This window comes from Pseudomonas psychrophila HA-4 (assembly GCF_000282975.1).
Taxonomy (GTDB): Bacteria; Pseudomonadota; Gammaproteobacteria; order Pseudomonadales; family Pseudomonadaceae; genus Aquipseudomonas; species Aquipseudomonas psychrophila_A.
Map to the genome: position 1 here is coordinate 1 of NZ_ALJC01000144.1, position 16,208 is coordinate 16,208.

Here is a 16,208-nt window from a genome sequence, read left to right on the forward strand (position 1 = left end):
GAGCGAAACGGATATGCCGGTTACACGCCTGTAACGGATATGTATTGGGTATTCCTATTTTGAAACACGGCGTAGATATCCATTCGATGTGCAACGGCGATGGACGGGTTCCGCCCTTACGGCAGCTCACTTATCGTCCTGCTGCACGATCACGGTGCAGGTGGTGCCTGCCGCCAGCAAGTAGCCATCAGGGATTTCGTCGATGTGGATACGCACGGGCACCCGCTGGGCCAAACGCACCCAGTTGAAGGTTGGGTTGACGTCGGCCACCAGTTCACGGCTCTCGGGGTTGTCGCGGTCGTAGATGCCGCGCGAGATGCTTTCTACGTGGCCTTTCAAGACCTCGCCGCTCATCATTTGCAGCTCGGCTTTGTCACCTACACGCACGTGCGGCAGTTTGGTTTCTTCAAAGAAGCCGTACACCCAGAACGAGTTCATATCGATAACGGCCATTTTCGGATCACCGACCCGCGCATAGTCGCCAGGATGCACGTTGAGGTTGGTCACGTAGCCGTCGACCGTGGCCAGCACTTTGGTGCGTTTGAGGTTGAGTTTGGCAGCGTCTAGTTGCGCCTGTGCGTGCTGGTAATCAGCCAGTGCCGAGTCGGCAATGTTGCTCGCGTCATCGCGGTTTTCACGCGAGATCACCAGGTTGTCCATGTCGGCCCGGCGACGGGCGTTTACTTTGCGCATCTCCCACGTGGCCTTGCGTGAGGCCACCAATGATTCAGCTTGTTTCACGGCAATGGCGTAGTGCTCAGGGTCGATTTCGAGCAGCACATCGCCCTTTTTCACCAATTGATTGTCTTTGACCGGCACGTTGACCACGTAGCCGTTCACGTCAGCAGCAACGTTGATGATGTCAGCCCGTACCCGACCATCACGGGTCCACGGGGTGTTCATGTAATGCACCCAAAGGGTGCGGCCGATCCATATCGCAAGGGCCAAAACCAGCAAGGTGGCGAGCAGGCTGAAGAACTTTTTCATCGGATCAGTCTCAACGGTAAACAGTGAGCGCCATGGCGCCAAAAAGACAGGCAAACAGGCTCAAACGCAGCAGCGCCGGGTGCCAGAAGAAGCGGTACAGGTCGTAGCCGGAAAACAATCGGTCAAAGCCCCACGCCAACCCCGCCGCAATAAAGAACATCAGGGTCATGGTGGGCATGTAGACGCCGTGGAAGGCGATTTCACGAGGCATTTTCAAGTCCTTGCGGCTGGGCGTAAGTCGCCAGCGGCGATTGCGGGTCGAGCAGTGAAGAACGAATAAAGTGCAGGTAGCTTTGCACCCGCACCAATGCCGAGGTATCGAAGTTGCGGGCAAACGGTTCGTCGGTGGCCTGGCACCGGCTGATGGCGTGATCGACGGCGATCAGTGCGCGTTCGAGGTTGTTTTCGCTCGGGGCGATAAACAAACGCACCAGCGAGCGGCCCATCACCCGAATGGCCTGACGCCAAGGCTGAGAGTCGGCATACGCCGGGTGCACCGGCAAAATGGCCTGTTCTTTGCGCAATTCGATGATCGCGTGCCCCACCTCCAGCACCACGAACATCCAGCGCAGCAGTTCACGCTGCACCTTGGGCTGACCAGTAGCCAAGCCATACGCCTGGTGCATCAGGTCACGGGTACGACTCTCGAGGCTGGAGCTCAAACCGCGCAACTTGCCGCTGATGGCGTACACCACTTGTTCACGCAAGTCTTGCTCCAGACGGCTCCACAGCCAGTGGCTATTGGGCGGCAGGATGATTGCCCCCGCTGCCGCGCACACCAACATGCCTAGCACCATGGCGATGTAGTCGTTAATGAACTGGTACGGGTTGTAAATGGTCAGGTTGTCGGGCACCGAGCCGGTGCTGAAAAAGATCAGCAAACCCAAGCCTACCCCCACGTAATTGGCCCGCGAGGTCAGGAACGAGCCGAAGACTATAACGGGGGTCAGCACCAGGCACAGCAACGGGAAACCATCGATGTTCGGTAGCACAAAGAACATTTCGACAAAGCCCACTATCGCCCCGATGAACGTCCCGCAGGCCATTTGAAAAGCCATTCGCTTGGGGTTGGGCGTGGCCGCCGACAGGCCAACCGTGGCTGCCGCGATCAGGGTCATCGTGGCGCCGCTGGGCCAAGCCGTCATCACCCAGTAGGTGCCAAGGACCACCAAGATAAACGTCGCCCGAATCCCTGAGGCCGCCGCCGACCACCAGTTGGTTTGCGAGATAAAGGGTTGGTCCCACCGCTCGCGCTCGTGTGTGTGGTCGGCCAGTGACGCGTGGGTCAGCGCGTAGTTGTGCAAATCGTCAACAAAGCGGAACAGCAGTTCGAACGCGGTGTTGAAGTCCAGGAAGTCCGTGTCGCTGGGTTGGCTTTCGAGAAAACTGACGCGCAGAGCACGTACATGCCCAGGCAGACGCTCCTTGAAAGCGGCTAATTGCTCGGCCAATACAACCGCGTCTTTATCGGTCAGGGAGCGCCCGTTGTATGGGTCGAGCAGTTGCGCAAGCAATTCCATCTCAGGTTCAACCACCGAGATGACAGGCTCCACGCCCCGAGAGCGCAACCGCGCAAGCAGTTGATGCAAGGCGTTGAAACGCGTGGTCACAGCCATAAACTCGCTGTTCAGACGGCTCAGACGGCCACTGCGACGACGCATGTGCGGGTCTTCGAAGACTGTCACGCTGCGCATGCCTTCCAGGCCCACGCTTTCGCCAATAAAGCGCACATTGCTGGCTTCATAAGCTTCTTGCGTCGACTGCCCGCGCAGGCCCTCTGCAACAAAACCTGCAAACACGCCAAAGCGTTTGTACAGCGCATCATGCATCGCCGCGCCCGCCGTTTTCGGCAAGATAGCGGCACTGACCACGGTGGAACACAAGATACCCAGCGAGATTTCCAGCACCCGCCACACGGCGGCCATGAACGCGCCGTCTGGGTGTGCCAGCGCAGGCAAGCCGACCATCGCAGCGGTGTAACCAGCCAGAACAAAACCATAGGCACGAAAGTTACGGCAGCGGGCTGCGCCAGCCGAGCAGATGCCGACCCAAATCGCCAGTGACCCCAGAAACAGCACCGTGTTTTGGGCAAACAGCGCAATCAGCGCCACCATCACCGCCGAGCCCGTTAAGGTACCCAAAAACCGATAAAAGCTTTTGGCGAATACCTGACCGCTTTGCGGCTGCATCACGATGAACACGGTGATCATCGCCGTACGCGGTTGCGGCAGCTCGAGGCGCATGGCGAGCCATAAGGTCAGGAACGCTGCGATCAATACTTTGAAAATATGAACCCAGGTCACGCCATCGCTGCGCGCCCAGTCAAAAAAACCTCGGCGCCATTCCAGCGAATACAGCCAGCGTACCGGGGCAGGTAAATGGTTCATCTATAGGCTCTCAAAATGGGCCGAAACTCTACGTAGGCTGCGATCGTTAAAAAATTGCGAGGCTAGCTCGCGCCTACAGAGGTAGCGCCAGCTTGGGTTTTTCGGGCACGTAGCGATCATCTTTGGGCACGTCGCTGCCTGCACCCAACCCGCCACCCAGCGCGGTCACCAGCGCTGCGTGAGCACTCAGTCGCGCCGCTTCTACCTGCTGCTGTACTTGCTGCTGACGCAACAGCAAGGTTTGCGCGTTGAGCACATTGAGGTAGTCAGTCAGGCCACGCTGGTAGGCGATCATGGCGATGTCGTAGGTTTTCTGCGCAGCCGTTACCGACTCGGCAGCGAACACGTGCTGCTTGTCCATCGACTCACGCTTGATTAACTGGTCAGAGATGCTTTTCAGCGCATTCACCAGCGTCTGGTTGTAGTTGGCCACCGCCAGGTCATACCCCCCCGACGCCGCGCCCAACTCTGAGCGCAAGCGCCCGCCATCAAAGATCGGTAAGGAAATTGCCGGCCCCACGTTGTAGCTCATTTTTTGAGCCGTCAAAAAGCCCAGCGCCGTCCCGCCCGTGGCCATGAAGCCGAGGCTGCCAACCAAATCGACATTCGGGTAAAAACCCGCATGGGCGACGTCTATGCCACGCGCTTGAGCGGCGACTTCCCAACGACTGGCGACCACGTCAGGGCGTTGGCCGAGCAATTGGGCTGGCAGGGTTGAAGGCAATTTGAGTGCTGTGTTCAGCGCCAGCGTCGGACGCTTAAGACCCGCCCCCTCCCCCGGACCTTTACCCGCCAGCGCAGCCAATTGGTTACGCGTCAGGGCGATTTCTTCTTCTAGTGCGTCGATCTGGCGATGGGTCTCGGGCAGCGGCGCTTGCGCCTGGCTGACCTCGAGGTGAGTTCCGATGCCACCGTCGAGTCGACGTTGCGCCAAATCAAGAATTTGCTCTTGCTGGTGCAGGGTTGATTCGATGATGTCGAGCTGCGCGTAGTGCAGCGACAATTGGATGTAGGTGCGAATCACATTGTTCTGCAATTCAAGTTGAGCCTGACGCGCTTGCGCGACGCTCATGTGCGCCATGTCCACAGCCTGCTCGGTGCTGTTGCTTTCGCGCCCCCACAGGTCGAGGGCAAAACTAAAACCTAACTGGGCGTTGTTGTCCCAGGTGTTCGCGCTGTCCAGGTCACCGGGACCATAGAATTGATCCGATGGCCAGCGATGGCGTTTAAGCGTCGAGGTGCCATTAACCTGCAGCGATTCGGCAGACTCCGCGACCCCCGCCATGGCCTTGGCCTGACGCACACGAGCGGCGGCAATGGCCATGGTTGGACTACCCTGAACAGCCAGACGGATCCAACTGTCCAATTGTGGATCGCCATAAGCGTGCCACCATTGGGCCTTTGGCCAGTTTGCGTCTTGCGCGGCGCTTTTAATTGCCTCGTCAGTAGCCAAGGCATTGGCATTGAGCATTTCACCTTTGGGCGCAATGCCACCGAAACCGATACAACCATTTAATGCCAACGATAAAGCCAGAACACTGAGGGCTTTAAGCTCTCTGCTGATGCGACGCTGCACTGCTGCAAATTCCTGACATAGGGGGAAGGCTTGAGGTAGAGAAGTCTATGGCTTGGCAAGCGCAACGATAAGCTGGCATTACTGTGAATCTTTATTACCGTTCTTGGGATAATCCGTTGGTCGAATGCAAACCGGCCTGTAAACACAGAAACTTCGTGTCACAATTTGCTGCTGCCACCTTTGTTGTTGTCCCCTATACCGCCCCTTGAGAGCACTCCATGGACACTTTGCAAAACATGCGCGCCTTCAGTTGCGTAGCCGAAGCCGGAAGTTTCACGGCCGCAGCTGCCATGCTGGATACCACCACCGCTAACGTCTCGCGCGCGGTCTCCAACCTTGAGGCGCACCTGCAAACCCGCTTGCTCAACCGTACCACCCGACGGATTGCCCTGACCGAAGCCGGCAAACGTTACTTGCAGCGATGTGAACAAATTCTGGCGTATGTCGAAGAAGCCGAGGCCGAAGCCAGCGATGCCCACTCGCGCCCGGCAGGCCAGCTTAAAGTCCATACCATGACCGGGATCGGGCATCACTTTGTGATCGACGCCATTGCCTGTTATCGCAAGACTCACCCGGACGTTACCTTCGACCTGACCTTGGCCAACCGCGTGCCGGATTTGCTCAACGAGGGCTATGACGTTTCTATCGTGCTGGCCTCCGAACTGCCGGACTCGGGTTTTGTGTCACAGCGTTTGGGCATCACCTACAGCATCGTCTGCGCCTCGCCCGACTACGTGAAAGCCCACGGCTGCGCGACCAAGCCCAGCGACCTGCTCAACCATGCCTGCCTGCGCCTGGTAAGTCCGGTAATTGCACTGGACAAATGGGTATTTGAAGGGCCAGAAGGCCAGGAAATGGTCTTGATCAACTCATCGCCGTTTTTGGTCAATTCGGCTGATGCAATGCGCACCGCGATCACCAGCGGCATGGGCGTCGGCGTGCTGCCGCTGTATGCCGCCATCGACGGTTTACGCAACGGCACATTGGTACGCATGTTGCCCAGCTACCGTTCGCAAGAACTCAACCTGTACGCCATCTACCCGTCGCGCCAGTACTTGGATGCCAAGATCAAAACCTGGGTTGAGTACTTGCGCAGCTCCCTGCCTGAACTGTTGGCGGCGCATCAGGCGGAATTGGCGACGTATAGCTGACAACTAAAACCACCTTTTACCCTGTGAGAGCGGGCTTGCTCGCGATAGCAGCGCTGCGGTTCATCTGAAACACCGCGCCGGCTGAATCGCGAGCAAGCCCGCTCCCACAGGACAGGTGTCAGGCGCTAAAGCCGCCATCCGCCGTCAGGCTGGCCCCGGTGATGTAGCCACTTTCCGGGCCTGCCAGGTAAGCGACAAAGCTGGCGATTTCTTCTGCTTTGCCATATCGGCCGATGGCCATCAATGGGATCAGGCTGGCGGCAAAATCGCCCGACGCCGGGTTCATGTCGGTGTCCACCGGGCCCGGCTGTACGTTGTTGATGGTGATGCCCCGTGGTCCCAAGTCACGAGCCAGGCCTTTAGTCAGGCCCACCAGCGCCGATTTGCTCATGGCATATGGCCCGCCGCCAGCAAATGGCATGCGCTCGGCATTGGTGCTGCCGATATTGATGATGCGCCCGCCTTGCGTCATGTATTTAGCTGCCGCCTGAGTGGCCACGAATACGCTGCGCACATTGATAGCCAAGGTGCGATCAAAGTCTTCCAGGCTGAAATCTTCCAGTGGCCCAACGGCCAGCACGCCAGCGTTGTTGACCAGAATATCCAGACGCCCGAACGCTTTGACGGTGGCATCAACAGCGTCACGAATCGCTTGGGCATCGGCGCTGTCAGCCTGAATGGCCAAGGCTTTGCTGCCGCTGGCAATCAGGCTGTTTTGCAGGTCTTGGGCTTTGTTGGCCGAACTGACGTAGGTAAAGGCAACGCTCGCGCCTTGTGCCGCCAGACGTTTGACGATGGCGGCACCGATGCCGCGCGAGCCGCCTTGGATCAAAGCGACTTTGCCGTGAAGGTTTGCTGTGCTCATGACTTGCTCCCAATGCTTTTAGGCGAGATTGCCTTGCTGATGGAGCCGAGTATCGACCTCGGCCACCCAGCCGGGTAGATCGTGATTGCTATAGTCTGTGTCAACTAAAAGTTGTGAGTGACCCTCATGGAAAGCTTTAGCAGTATCGAATGCTTCGTTCGCAGCGCCGAAGTCGGCAGCTTTGCGCAAGCCGCCCGGCGACTGGGCCTAACCCCGGCCGCCGTAGGTAAAAGCGTGGCCAAGCTTGAGGCTCGGGTCGGTGTTCGCTTGTTCCAGCGAAGCACCCGCCGCCTGACCCTGACTGAAGCCGGTAAGGTGTTTTTGACCGAAGTAGGACCCAGCCTGACGACGATTCAGAACGCGGTAGCCAACTTGGCCAGCGCCGAAGGTCGCCCCGCCGGCACGCTCAAAGTCAGCATGGGCGTGCTCACTGGGGTGATGTATGTCGTGCCGCTGCTCGGCGAGTTTTTGCGCCGTTACCCAGCGATCACGCCCGACTGGCACTTCGATAACCGCCAGGTGGACCTGATCGGCCAAGGGTTTGATGCCGCCATTGGCGGCGGCTTCGAACTGCCGCAGGGCGTCGTCGCACGCAGGCTCACGCCCGCCCATCGCGTGTTAGTGGCCTCTGGCGATTATCTTTCACAACACCCGGCCATCCTGACGCCCGCAGACCTGGAGCACGGTGATGGCATCTTGATCCGCTCCCCGCAAACCGGTCGTGTCCGCACGTGGCAATTGACCAGCCGCACGCGTGAGCATGCGCCCTTGAGCCTCAAGGCGCGAATGACCATGAGCGACTCGCAAGCCGCCTGCGTCGCCGCGTCCCAAGGCCTGGGGGTCGCACTGGTGAGCATGCCGTTCGCCGTGCCCTACCTGCGCAGTGGCGAACTGGTGCGCGTGCTGCCTGACTGGTATGTCGACGATGGGATCATTTCGATCTACTACGCCGAACACAAATTACTGCCCGGCAAGACCCGGGTATTTGTCGATTTCATCATCGAGCAATTTGCCGAGCAGGGTCTGGCGCAGCGCTTCAGTGCACTCTGAAAACGCTAGGGCGCTGCAAAATTTGGTAATGAATGTTAGCGTGCTTACATTCCCGACAGCCGACGAGCCATGTTCCGATGAGCCTTTCTACTGCAAAGAAAACCGTACTAGCCTTTAGCCGCGTCACACCTGAAATGGTCAAACGCCTGCAAGAGGACTTCAACGTCATCGTGCCGGATCCCAAGCTGGGCAACATCAACGCTCAGTTCGATGAGGCCTTGCCCCACGCCCATGGCTTGATCGGCGTAGGCCGCAAATTGGGTCGCGAGCAGTTGGAAAACGCCAAACACCTCGAAGTGGTGTCCAGCGTGTCGGTGGGTTACGACAACTACGACGTCGACTACTTCAACGAACGCGGGATCATGCTCACCAATACCCCCGACGTTCTGACTGAAAGCACCGCCGACCTAGGCTTTACGCTGATCATGAGCAGTGCCCGCCGCGTTGCTGAGCTTGATGCCTGGACCAAGGCTGGAGAATGGAAAGCCAGCGTGGGGCCTGCATTGTTTGGCAGCGATGTGCATGGCAAAACCTTGGGCATTGTCGGCATGGGCAACATTGGTGCCGCCGTCGCCCGTCGTGGCCGCCTGGGTTTCAACATGCCGATTCTGTACAGCGGTAACAGCCGCAAAACCGAACTTGAGCAAGAATTGGGCGCGCAGTTCCGCACGCTGGATCAGTTGTTGTCCGAGGCGGACTTTGTGTGCCTAGTCGTGCCGTTGAGCGAGAAAACCAAACACCTGATCAGCCATCGCGAACTGAACCTGATGAAGAAAAGCGCGATTTTGGTCAACATTTCTCGCGGCCCGGTGGTGGACGAAGCAGCGCTGATTGAAGCGCTGCAAAACAACACGATTCGTGGCGCAGGCTTGGATGTGTATGAGAAAGAGCCACTGGCTGAGTCGCCATTGTTTGCGTTAAAAAACGCCGTGACATTGCCGCACATTGGTTCGGCGACCCACGAAACCCGCGAGGCCATGGCCAATCGTGCGCTGGAGAACCTGCGCAGCGCCTTGCTGGGCGAGCGCCCGCAAGACTTGGTTAACCCGCAGGTATTTAAAGGCTAAACACAGCCAAAACCTGTGGCCGCTGCCGCACGCTGCGATAAGGGCTGAAGGGCCTTCAACAACAAGGTCGCAGCACAACCCATCGCAGCCCTCAGCAGCGGCTACAGGATTTTCTCAGGCCAGTTTGGCCGTAATCGCTACGGGCTTGGGTTTACGGAACACCAGTACGTTACCCAGCATCACCAGTACCAAACCGGCCAAGGCCGGTGCCGTCCACTGGTATCCCTCAACAAAAGCAGACACGTTGAGCGCCACCAGCGGGAACAACACGGTGCAATACGCCGCCCGCTCGGGGCCCATGCGCCCAACCAGGGTTAGGTACGCGGTAAAGCCAATCACCGAACCCGGTATTACTAGGTACAGCAACGAGGCGATGTAGCGCGTGTTCCACTCCATGTTGAACGGAATGCCGCTAATCGCGCAGTACAACGCCAACAGGCTCGCGCCATACAACATGCCCCAGGCATTGGTGGTCAGTGGTTTGAGCCCGGCTTTTTGTTGCAGGCTCGACAACATATTCCCCGCCGAGAAACACATCGTGCCGATCAGGGCCAGACCCAATCCCAGCAGGGTTTCAGGGGTTGCGGTGTGCCCGCTCAGTTCTGGCCAGAACAACAGCGCCAACCCGAACAGGCCCAAGCCGCCGCCGGCGATCACGTTACGGGCGATTTTCTGTTTGAAAAACACCCGCGCATTCAAGGCATTCCAGAGCGTGGCGGTGGAAAACACCACCGCGATCAGCCCCGTGGGCACCCACTGGCTGGCGGTTAAAAAGCACATGAAGTTCACGCAGAACAGGCAGATGCCTTGAGCCAAGCAAATCAGGTGGCCGCGTCGGTTCATGGCTTGCAATCGACCACTGAGTAACAGCAGTGCAAACAGCACCAACGCAGCCAGTCCGAAGCGATAAACAATCGACACCGGAATCGCAACGACACCCAGTTGCAGTTTGAGAGCAATCCACGTGGTGCCCCAGATCAGTACCGTTAACGCATATAAAAACAGGTTCATGGCGCACTCCAGTCAATGGCGTTCAGTGTGCGACTTGATGCATGGCTGCACTTGCAGATTCTTGCGCTTTTGTTTTAACGGGGCTGGCAGGCGGCGCGCGACAGAGTAGGATGCAAAACGTTGGAGATCTGATCATGCACACACTGCACAACCTGCAAGTCTTTCAAGCCATGGGCAGCTCGCCCAATGCCCGGCTGGAGCACAGCGCCGAATTGGGTGACGGCATGGCTGCGGCGTTGTGGAGCAACCATCATGACGCGCGTTTTTACGAAGCGCCGACTCACCACACCTTGTCGTGCTACATCTCCGGCGGCACCGGTACCTTTCGGCGCGAAAAGCCGAGCACCAAGGGCGCACCCGGCAAACTGTGTGTGCTACCCGCCGAGCATCAGTCGTCGTGGATCATTAACGGTGAAATCCGGCTGGCCCACGTGTATGTCAGTCAGGAGCAATTCGCACTGGGCTGCATCACGTTGCTCGACCGCGAACCCCGCACCTTGCAACTGCACGAAATCACATTTCAGGACGACGAGCAGCAAAGCCTGCGCTTTCAGCAATTGATCAAAATGAACTGGAGCGAACCGAGCGAGCGTTTGTTAACCAGCAGCCTGGCCAGCGCCGTGCTCGATCATGCGCTGTTGAGTCAGGTGGGCATGCGCGAGGGGCTTCATCTCAAAGGCGGGTTGGCGGCTTGGCAACGTCGCCAATTGGTCGAACACATTGAGCACTCACTGGCCGAGCCGATCAGCATCGGGCAACTGGCCGCGCACTGCGCGCTGTCGCCGTATCACTTTGCACGGATGTTTCGTGAAAGCTTCGGCGTACCGCCTCACCAATACGTGCTGGCCCGGCGAATGGCCCGGGCCCGTGAGTTGCTGCGCAGCGGTTCACTGGCGTTGGGGGACATTGCCCTGGCGTGTGGCTTTGCCAGCGCCAGCCATTTCACCAATCGCTTCAAACAAGCCATGGGCGCCACGCCGGGGGAATACCGGGCAGCGTTCAGGCCCCTGTAGGCACTCGCGATCTTTTAACCCTTAAAATCGCGAGCGCGTACACGAGTCAGTCGGTTAAAACTCCAGCGTGCTGGCGAGCGTGAACTGACGCGAATCACCTATCGATACGAAGGTTCGGCTGGCCGCCGAGGTGTAGTAAGTGCGGTCAAACAGGTTTTTCACGTTGAACTGGAATTTGACCTTCTGCCCTTCGATGTGAGTGTCGTAGGTGGCAAAGGCATCGGCCACGGTGTAAGCCGGCAGGTCGAAGTCGTTCAGGGCATCACCCGCCCGTTCGCCCACATAGCGTGCGCCCGCACCCACCCGCAGCTTGTCACCGCCGATGATGGTGCCGAAGTCATACACCGCCGAGACCGAGCCGCTGTTTTTGGCCACGTTCTGCAAGCGCATACCTTGGTAGGTGACGTCTTTGGTCACTTCGGCATCGGTGTAGGCGTAGCTGCCGATCAGACTCCAGTTCTCGCTCAGTTGGCCGCTGACATCCAGTTCAAGACCGCGTGAGCGAACCTGACCCGCCGTCGAGTAAACGGTGTCTGCGCCCACAGTGGTCGACACCAGTACGTTACGTTTTTCAATGTTGTACAACGCCACCGTGCCGGTGATACGGCCTGGAATATCAAGTTTGGCGCCCAACTCCCACGCTTTGGACTGCTCAGGTGCAATGGCGGAATCCAGCACCACACCGCCCTCCAGCGGGGCGATGGTGGAGTTGGGCTTGAACGATTCGGTGTAGCTGCCATAGAACGACAGCTCATCGGTGTAGCGGTACACCAGACCGGCACGCGGAATCCATTTCACCCCGTTGGTATCGGTATTGGCTTTGAAGGGAATGGCTTTACCCGCCAATTGGTCGTACTTCTGGAAGCGCGCCCCGGCCACCAGAATCCATTGATCGGTGAGGTGAATGGAGTCTTGGGCGAATAACGAGTCGCTGCGCAGCAAGTCCGTCTGGTTGCTGTCCTTGGCGCTGACTGTGGTGCCCGCCACTTCATTGCCATACACCGGATTCAGGTAGCTGAAGCTGGACTTGCTGTTTTGACGGATCAACTCAGCGCGATAGGTTTTGCGGTATTCGTCATCAAAGCCAAACACCAAGTCATGCTGCATGCCCGCGGCCTGAACCTTGCCTTGCAGGCTGACCGTGGCAAAACGGTCGGTAGTAAGGGCGCCTTGGGTGCCGTCCATGTTACGGGTCAGGGTGCCGTCCGGTTTGACCTTGGTCACGCGCACTTGGCTGGCGTCGTAAGTTTCGCGGTTCCAGCTATAGCCAACGTGAGCTTTCCAGTCGTCATTGAGGTCATGATCGACTTCAAAGCGGTACAGGTCCGAACGCCCTTCCATGTTGTTGAACGGCTCATCCAGTCGGCGCGTGGCCGGGATGTCCAACGGATGATTGGTCGCGGGATTGATCGCGGTGCCGCGGTCAAACGGCGACAGGAATTCACGGTGCTCGTACGCCAGCAGCACTTGGGTGTTGTCGCCATACCAAGCCAGCGACGGGGCTACCAGCGTCTCGCGATGCACACCAAAGTTGCGCCAGTAATCTTCGTCTTCGTGGTCAACGATCATTCGGTAAGCCAGCCCCGAATCACCTATCGGGCCGGTGCTATCGAGGCTGCCGCCGCTGCCATTCTTACCAGTGCCATAACTTGAGCCACGCACCGTGAGCGCGTTGTACTGCTGCAATTGAGGCTTTTTGCTGACCACGTTGACCACGCCACCGGGGTCTTGAATGCCGTACAGCAACGAGGCTGGGCCTTTGAGCACTTCGACTCGCTCAGCGGTGGCATTGAGCGCCCGGCCCTGAACAATCGGCATGCCATCACGCATGATCGAGCCATCGCGGTTGTCACCAAAACCGCGCTTCATGACCGAGTCTTGGGTGCTGCCCAGCGTGTTGCCCTGCGTAATGCCGCTGATGTTGTTCAGCGCGTCATCCAGATTACGCGGCGCCTGATCGCGAATAACCTGAGCGGACACCACGTTGATGGTTTGCGGGACTTCCATCGACGTGCCTGTGCCGCGCATCACAGAGGTCGTGGCAGGTGGCTGATACGTGGTGTCGTTTTGCAACTGCGACGTGATGCTGGTGGCGCCCAGGTTCAAGGCACCCGCGGTCGGTTGGGGTTCGAGGGCAAGGGTTTTACCGTCGATGCGACGGACGTTAAAACCCGATTGCGCCAATAATTGCTGCAAAGCTTGGTCAGCACTCATACGGCCTTTGATCGCTGGGGCTTGCAGGCCAAAGGGCGCTTCGTCGGTGTAGACCACACTGAGGCCGGTCACCCGGCTGAAATCGTTGAGCGCTTGAGGCAACGACTTAGCCGGTAGATTGAAGTCAAACAGAGCCACCGCTTGTTGCTGGGCAGAACCTTCAGCCAACGCCACGCTCAGTGGGCTTAGCGCCAAGCCTGCCATCAACAGCGCCGACGCGCTCAACCACTGCTTTAACGAACCACCTGCCGCCGACGTTGCCCTGGACTTCATGCTCATGACCTGTGTGTGACCTGCTACGGAATGCGAATTTTTCGCATTTTCAAGCACTACACGGATGAGCGTGAGGTTTACCTCATCTCAGATTGAAAAATAATTAAGTGAGGCTGCTACAAGAGCCGTGTCAGGCGTATTTTTGCCTAGCATGCAGAACGGCCAAAATATCGATTCGATCACTGACTCGATAGACCACCAGGTAATTCGGATGCACAACAATTTCTCGAGTGTTAGGCACTCGACCAAACCGATAGAGATAGGGGTGTTCAGAAAGTGCTGAGGTCACAGTTTCAATGGCGTTGTTCAGTTCAATTGCGGCAGCAAGGTTGCGGTCAGCCATGTAGTCAATAATTCGCAAGAGCTCAGCCCGAGCTTCGGGCCGCCACTCAATCTGCACTGTGCTTATTGCGCTTCGAGTCGATCAGGGCTCGTAGGTCGGCCATTACTTGATCGTGCGAAATACCAGAACTTGAATCATCCAAGGCTGCTTGCACCTTGGCACGAAACCAACGGTCATAACTGGCCGCCTGCTCTTTGGTTTCGAAGTCTGAAACGCCGGGTGTGGGTTTGGCACTCATCGTGGGCCTCCAGTGTTGATGCAGAGAGTCTAATCCGTGCCTGATTCGCTGTCGTTGCCAGCCCGATGAAGGGGGTTGAACCAAGCAGTTGAAGACTAGGCGCGGTAAGCCACTCCCACAAGCCGTTCAACACACTGCTGCACGCAGGAAAAATCCGGTCGTCAACGCAGAACAATCACCCGCCCCAACACGCTGTGTTGTTCAAACCCCAACACGCCTTGCAGTGAGTTGATCACCGCTTGCGGGTCTTGGCTGGGGAAGCTGCCGCTGATGCGCCGCTCTCCCAATTGAGCGTTCAGCAGCACAATCTGCCCAGGGAAATAACGTTTGAGGTCGGCGACAACGTCAACCATCGGCGTTTTGTAGTACGTCAGCCAACCCGTGCGCCAACCCAATTGTGCGAGGCTATCGACGCGTTGCACGGTCTCTGCCACGCCAGAGGTGTAGGCCACTTGTTGATCGGCGTTGAGAATCTGCTGCGGTGCATCTTTGTCAGCCTTGACCCCGACCCGCCCGGACAGCACCGTGACCTGCGCCCCGCCCGGCTGCAAGCGCACTTCAAACTCGGTGCCCACTACCCGCGCTTCGCCGCCGTCGGCGTCCACCACAAACGGCTGTCCAGTGCGGGTGACATGGAAGAACGCCACGCCACGGCGCAACTCAACATGGCGCTCACTGCCGTTGAAGCTCACCGCGATGGCGCTGTCGGCGCCCAACGTGACTTCGGATTTATCGGCCAGGGTGAGTGTGCGTACTTGCCCCGGCGCACTGACGTAATCGGCGCCTAGGTCATTCACCCAGCGCATCGGTTGCCAGCCCGCAAACACGCCCACCATCACCAGCAGACATGCCGCCACTGCCAGCCCGCTGGACCAGCGCGCGATGCGAGTGCGACGGCTCACGTTCATCTGCGACAGGTAGCGCTGCAACACCCGCGCGTCTTCGTTGGCCAAGGCTCTGCCGGCCACTTCGCTCAACTCCCACACCACTTGAGCCTGGGCGTAGGCCTGCGCATGGGCAGGGTCGGCTTGCAGCCAAGAACTAAAGGTGGCTTGGTCACCACTGTCCGGATGATCGTGTAGCACGCTCAGCCATTGCAGCGCCGCGCGCTCCTGCTCGGGTGTCACCGGGATATTCGAATGATGGGTCACGATGCTGCCCCTGGCGGCTCACGCAAGCTGGCCTTGCAGGCCTCTAGGGCGCGCATCATATGTTTTTCGACCGCACTTTGGGACACGCCCATCACCTTAGCGATGTCGGCATAGGTACGACCGTGAATACGATTGAGCAAAAAGATATGCCGGGTGCGCTCAGGCAGGCAACGCAAGGCCGCTTCTACTTGACGCAAATCGTTGCCCGCCTCAAGTGCTGCCTGCGGTTCGCTGCCTTTAGCGTCAGGCTCGGATTGCCAATGTTGGTTGACGCGATCTCGTGTGCCTTCGCTACGCAAGTGGTCGATCGCGATGTTCCCCGCACAGCGCAATAGATAAGTGCCCAGTTCCTCGACTTGGACCAAGGGTCGCCGCCAGAACCGTAGAAATAAATCCTGAACCAGATCGGCTGCGGTGGCCCGACAGCCGACGCGACGACTGACCAACGCTTCCATTTGCGGGCGCTGGGATAAAAACACCTGCAGAAAATGCGCACGTCCATGGCGCGATTCACTGCCAGGGCCATCCTTGTGTTCGGGAGCGGTCATGGGCGTCGATGCGGAAGTCAAAAAAGTAGACGGATATTAATGATAAATATTCTCATATGCAAAACGAGATGACGTGCTGTGCTGAATCCTTTGATCCGTGGCGATTGCTCAATGCAATCACTCACCCCTACAATGCGAACAATTCTTGTTCTCTAAAGCGTTCTCAACGCAGCTGGAGTGGTCGTTGTCGCAGCCAAACACCGTCGAGGTTCTGTATCTAGACCATCACAGCTGGCTTACGGGTTGGTTGCGCAGCAAGCTGGGCTGCCCGCAAAGCGCTGCTGATCTGGCTCAAGACACCTTCATGCGGCTGTTGATCAGCCGCGAAACACCC

Annotated in this window: 16 protein-coding genes; 5 read left to right on the forward strand and 11 right to left on the reverse strand. The window is 58.2% G+C overall.

Annotation, left to right across the window (positions count from 1 at the left end):
• Positions 1–126: 126 nt before the first annotated feature.
• From B347_RS0124265 to B347_RS0124280, 4 genes are all read right to left on the reverse strand, one after another.
• Positions 127–987, reverse strand: coding sequence for an efflux RND transporter periplasmic adaptor subunit (locus B347_RS0124265; RefSeq protein WP_019412290.1), 861 nt, complete (start codon positions 985–987; stop codon positions 127–129).
• 10 nt (positions 988–997) lie between these two features.
• Entirely contained in the window at positions 998–1,198 is a 201-nt protein-coding gene (locus B347_RS0124270) for a DUF1656 domain-containing protein (RefSeq protein ID WP_016781859.1), read from the reverse strand.
• Positions 1,188–3,374, reverse strand: coding sequence for an FUSC family protein (locus B347_RS0124275; RefSeq protein WP_019412291.1), 2,187 nt, complete (start codon positions 3,372–3,374; stop codon positions 1,188–1,190). The genes B347_RS0124270 and B347_RS0124275 overlap by 11 nt, the downstream gene beginning before the upstream one ends.
• Positions 3,375–3,447: 73 nt before the next feature.
• Positions 3,448–4,950 (reverse strand): efflux transporter outer membrane subunit, encoded by a 1,503-nt coding sequence (locus B347_RS0124280; RefSeq protein ID WP_019412292.1) that lies wholly within the window; start codon positions 4,948–4,950, stop codon positions 3,448–3,450.
• A 218-nt stretch (positions 4,951–5,168) separates the two neighbouring features.
• Between B347_RS0124280 and B347_RS0124285 the strand changes: the two genes are divergently transcribed.
• Positions 5,169–6,101, forward strand: a complete 933-nt coding sequence (locus tag B347_RS0124285; RefSeq protein WP_019412293.1) for a LysR family transcriptional regulator — start codon at positions 5,169–5,171, stop codon at positions 6,099–6,101.
• 118 nt (positions 6,102–6,219) lie between these two features.
• Here B347_RS0124285 and B347_RS0124290 read toward each other — a convergent pair whose 3' ends face one another.
• Complete coding sequence (locus B347_RS0124290; protein WP_019412294.1) at positions 6,220–6,966, reverse strand: 3-oxoacyl-ACP reductase family protein; 747 nt, start codon at positions 6,964–6,966, stop codon at positions 6,220–6,222.
• Between the two features lie 126 nt (positions 6,967–7,092).
• Between B347_RS0124290 and B347_RS0124295 the strand changes: the two genes are divergently transcribed.
• The gene (locus B347_RS0124295) at positions 7,093–8,016 is read left to right on the forward strand and encodes a LysR family transcriptional regulator (RefSeq protein ID WP_019412295.1); all 924 of its coding nucleotides are present in this window, start codon (positions 7,093–7,095) and stop codon (positions 8,014–8,016) included.
• Between the two features lie 77 nt (positions 8,017–8,093).
• The gene (locus B347_RS0124300) at positions 8,094–9,083 is read left to right on the forward strand and encodes a 2-hydroxyacid dehydrogenase (RefSeq protein ID WP_026014400.1); all 990 of its coding nucleotides are present in this window, start codon (positions 8,094–8,096) and stop codon (positions 9,081–9,083) included.
• 114 nt (positions 9,084–9,197) lie between these two features.
• Here the strand turns inward: B347_RS0124300 and B347_RS0124305 are convergent, their stop codons facing one another.
• A complete protein-coding gene (locus B347_RS0124305; protein ID WP_019412297.1) occupies positions 9,198–10,094 on the reverse strand; it encodes a DMT family transporter in 897 nt (298 codons plus the stop codon).
• 134 nt (positions 10,095–10,228) lie between these two features.
• Between B347_RS0124305 and B347_RS0124310 the strand changes: the two genes are divergently transcribed.
• A complete protein-coding gene (locus tag B347_RS0124310; protein ID WP_019412298.1) occupies positions 10,229–11,107 on the forward strand; it encodes a helix-turn-helix domain-containing protein in 879 nt (292 codons plus the stop codon).
• A gap of 54 nt (positions 11,108–11,161) precedes the next feature.
• On the opposite strand, the gene B347_RS0124315 is transcribed toward B347_RS0124310, so the two are convergent.
• The 5 genes from B347_RS0124315 to B347_RS0124335 form a co-directional block, all read right to left on the reverse strand.
• Positions 11,162–13,594, reverse strand: a complete 2,433-nt coding sequence (locus tag B347_RS0124315; RefSeq protein ID WP_019412299.1) for a TonB-dependent siderophore receptor — start codon at positions 13,592–13,594, stop codon at positions 11,162–11,164.
• A gap of 130 nt (positions 13,595–13,724) precedes the next feature.
• Positions 13,725–13,994, reverse strand: a complete 270-nt coding sequence (locus tag B347_RS0124320) for a type II toxin-antitoxin system RelE/ParE family toxin (protein WP_019412300.1) — start codon at positions 13,992–13,994, stop codon at positions 13,725–13,727.
• On the reverse strand, positions 13,984–14,175 hold the full coding sequence (locus tag B347_RS0124325; protein ID WP_019412301.1) for a hypothetical protein: 192 nt from the start codon (positions 14,173–14,175) through the stop codon (positions 13,984–13,986). Before B347_RS0124325 ends, B347_RS0124320 begins: the two co-directional genes overlap by 11 nt.
• A 161-nt stretch (positions 14,176–14,336) precedes the next feature.
• Positions 14,337–15,326 carry a FecR family protein gene (locus B347_RS0124330; RefSeq protein WP_019412302.1) on the reverse strand — a complete coding sequence of 330 codons (990 nt, stop codon included), beginning with the start codon at positions 15,324–15,326 and terminating at the stop codon, positions 14,337–14,339.
• Positions 15,323–15,874: an RNA polymerase sigma factor gene (locus B347_RS0124335; RefSeq protein WP_019412303.1), complete on the reverse strand. Its 552-nt coding sequence runs from the start codon at positions 15,872–15,874 to the stop codon at positions 15,323–15,325. The genes B347_RS0124330 and B347_RS0124335 overlap by 4 nt, the downstream gene beginning before the upstream one ends.
• A 184-nt stretch (positions 15,875–16,058) precedes the next feature.
• On the opposite strand from B347_RS0124335, the gene B347_RS25385 reads away from it, so the two are divergent.
• Positions 16,059–16,208 (forward strand): sigma factor (locus B347_RS25385; RefSeq protein WP_033388268.1); only part of this gene is annotated, 150 nt, incomplete at its 3' end.

What these genes read in the sequence shown, in the direction of transcription:
- B347_RS0124290 (WP_019412294.1), bottom strand. Translation starts at nt 6,966, where the DNA reads ATGAGCACAGCAAACCTTCACGGCAAAGTCGCTTTGATCCAAGGCGGC.
- B347_RS0124275 (WP_019412291.1), bottom strand. Translation starts at nt 3,374, where the DNA reads ATGAACCATTTACCTGCCCCGGTACGCTGGCTGTATTCGCTGGAATGG.
- B347_RS0124270 (WP_016781859.1), bottom strand. Translation starts at nt 1,198, where the DNA reads ATGCCTCGTGAAATCGCCTTCCACGGCGTCTACATGCCCACCATGACC.
- B347_RS0124325 (WP_019412301.1), bottom strand. Translation starts at nt 14,175, where the DNA reads ATGAGTGCCAAACCCACACCCGGCGTTTCAGACTTCGAAACCAAAGAG.
- B347_RS0124315 (WP_019412299.1), bottom strand. Translation starts at nt 13,594, where the DNA reads ATGAAGTCCAGGGCAACGTCGGCGGCAGGTGGTTCGTTAAAGCAGTGG.
- B347_RS0124300 (WP_026014400.1), top strand. Translation starts at nt 8,094, where the DNA reads ATGAGCCTTTCTACTGCAAAGAAAACCGTACTAGCCTTTAGCCGCGTC.
- B347_RS0124305 (WP_019412297.1), bottom strand. Translation starts at nt 10,094, where the DNA reads ATGAACCTGTTTTTATATGCGTTAACGGTACTGATCTGGGGCACCACG.
- B347_RS0124295 (WP_019412295.1), top strand. Translation starts at nt 7,093, where the DNA reads ATGGAAAGCTTTAGCAGTATCGAATGCTTCGTTCGCAGCGCCGAAGTC.
- B347_RS0124335 (WP_019412303.1), bottom strand. Translation starts at nt 15,874, where the DNA reads ATGACCGCTCCCGAACACAAGGATGGCCCTGGCAGTGAATCGCGCCAT.
- B347_RS0124310 (WP_019412298.1), top strand. Translation starts at nt 10,229, where the DNA reads ATGCACACACTGCACAACCTGCAAGTCTTTCAAGCCATGGGCAGCTCG.
- B347_RS0124285 (WP_019412293.1), top strand. Translation starts at nt 5,169, where the DNA reads ATGGACACTTTGCAAAACATGCGCGCCTTCAGTTGCGTAGCCGAAGCC.
- B347_RS0124265 (WP_019412290.1), bottom strand. Translation starts at nt 987, where the DNA reads ATGAAAAAGTTCTTCAGCCTGCTCGCCACCTTGCTGGTTTTGGCCCTT.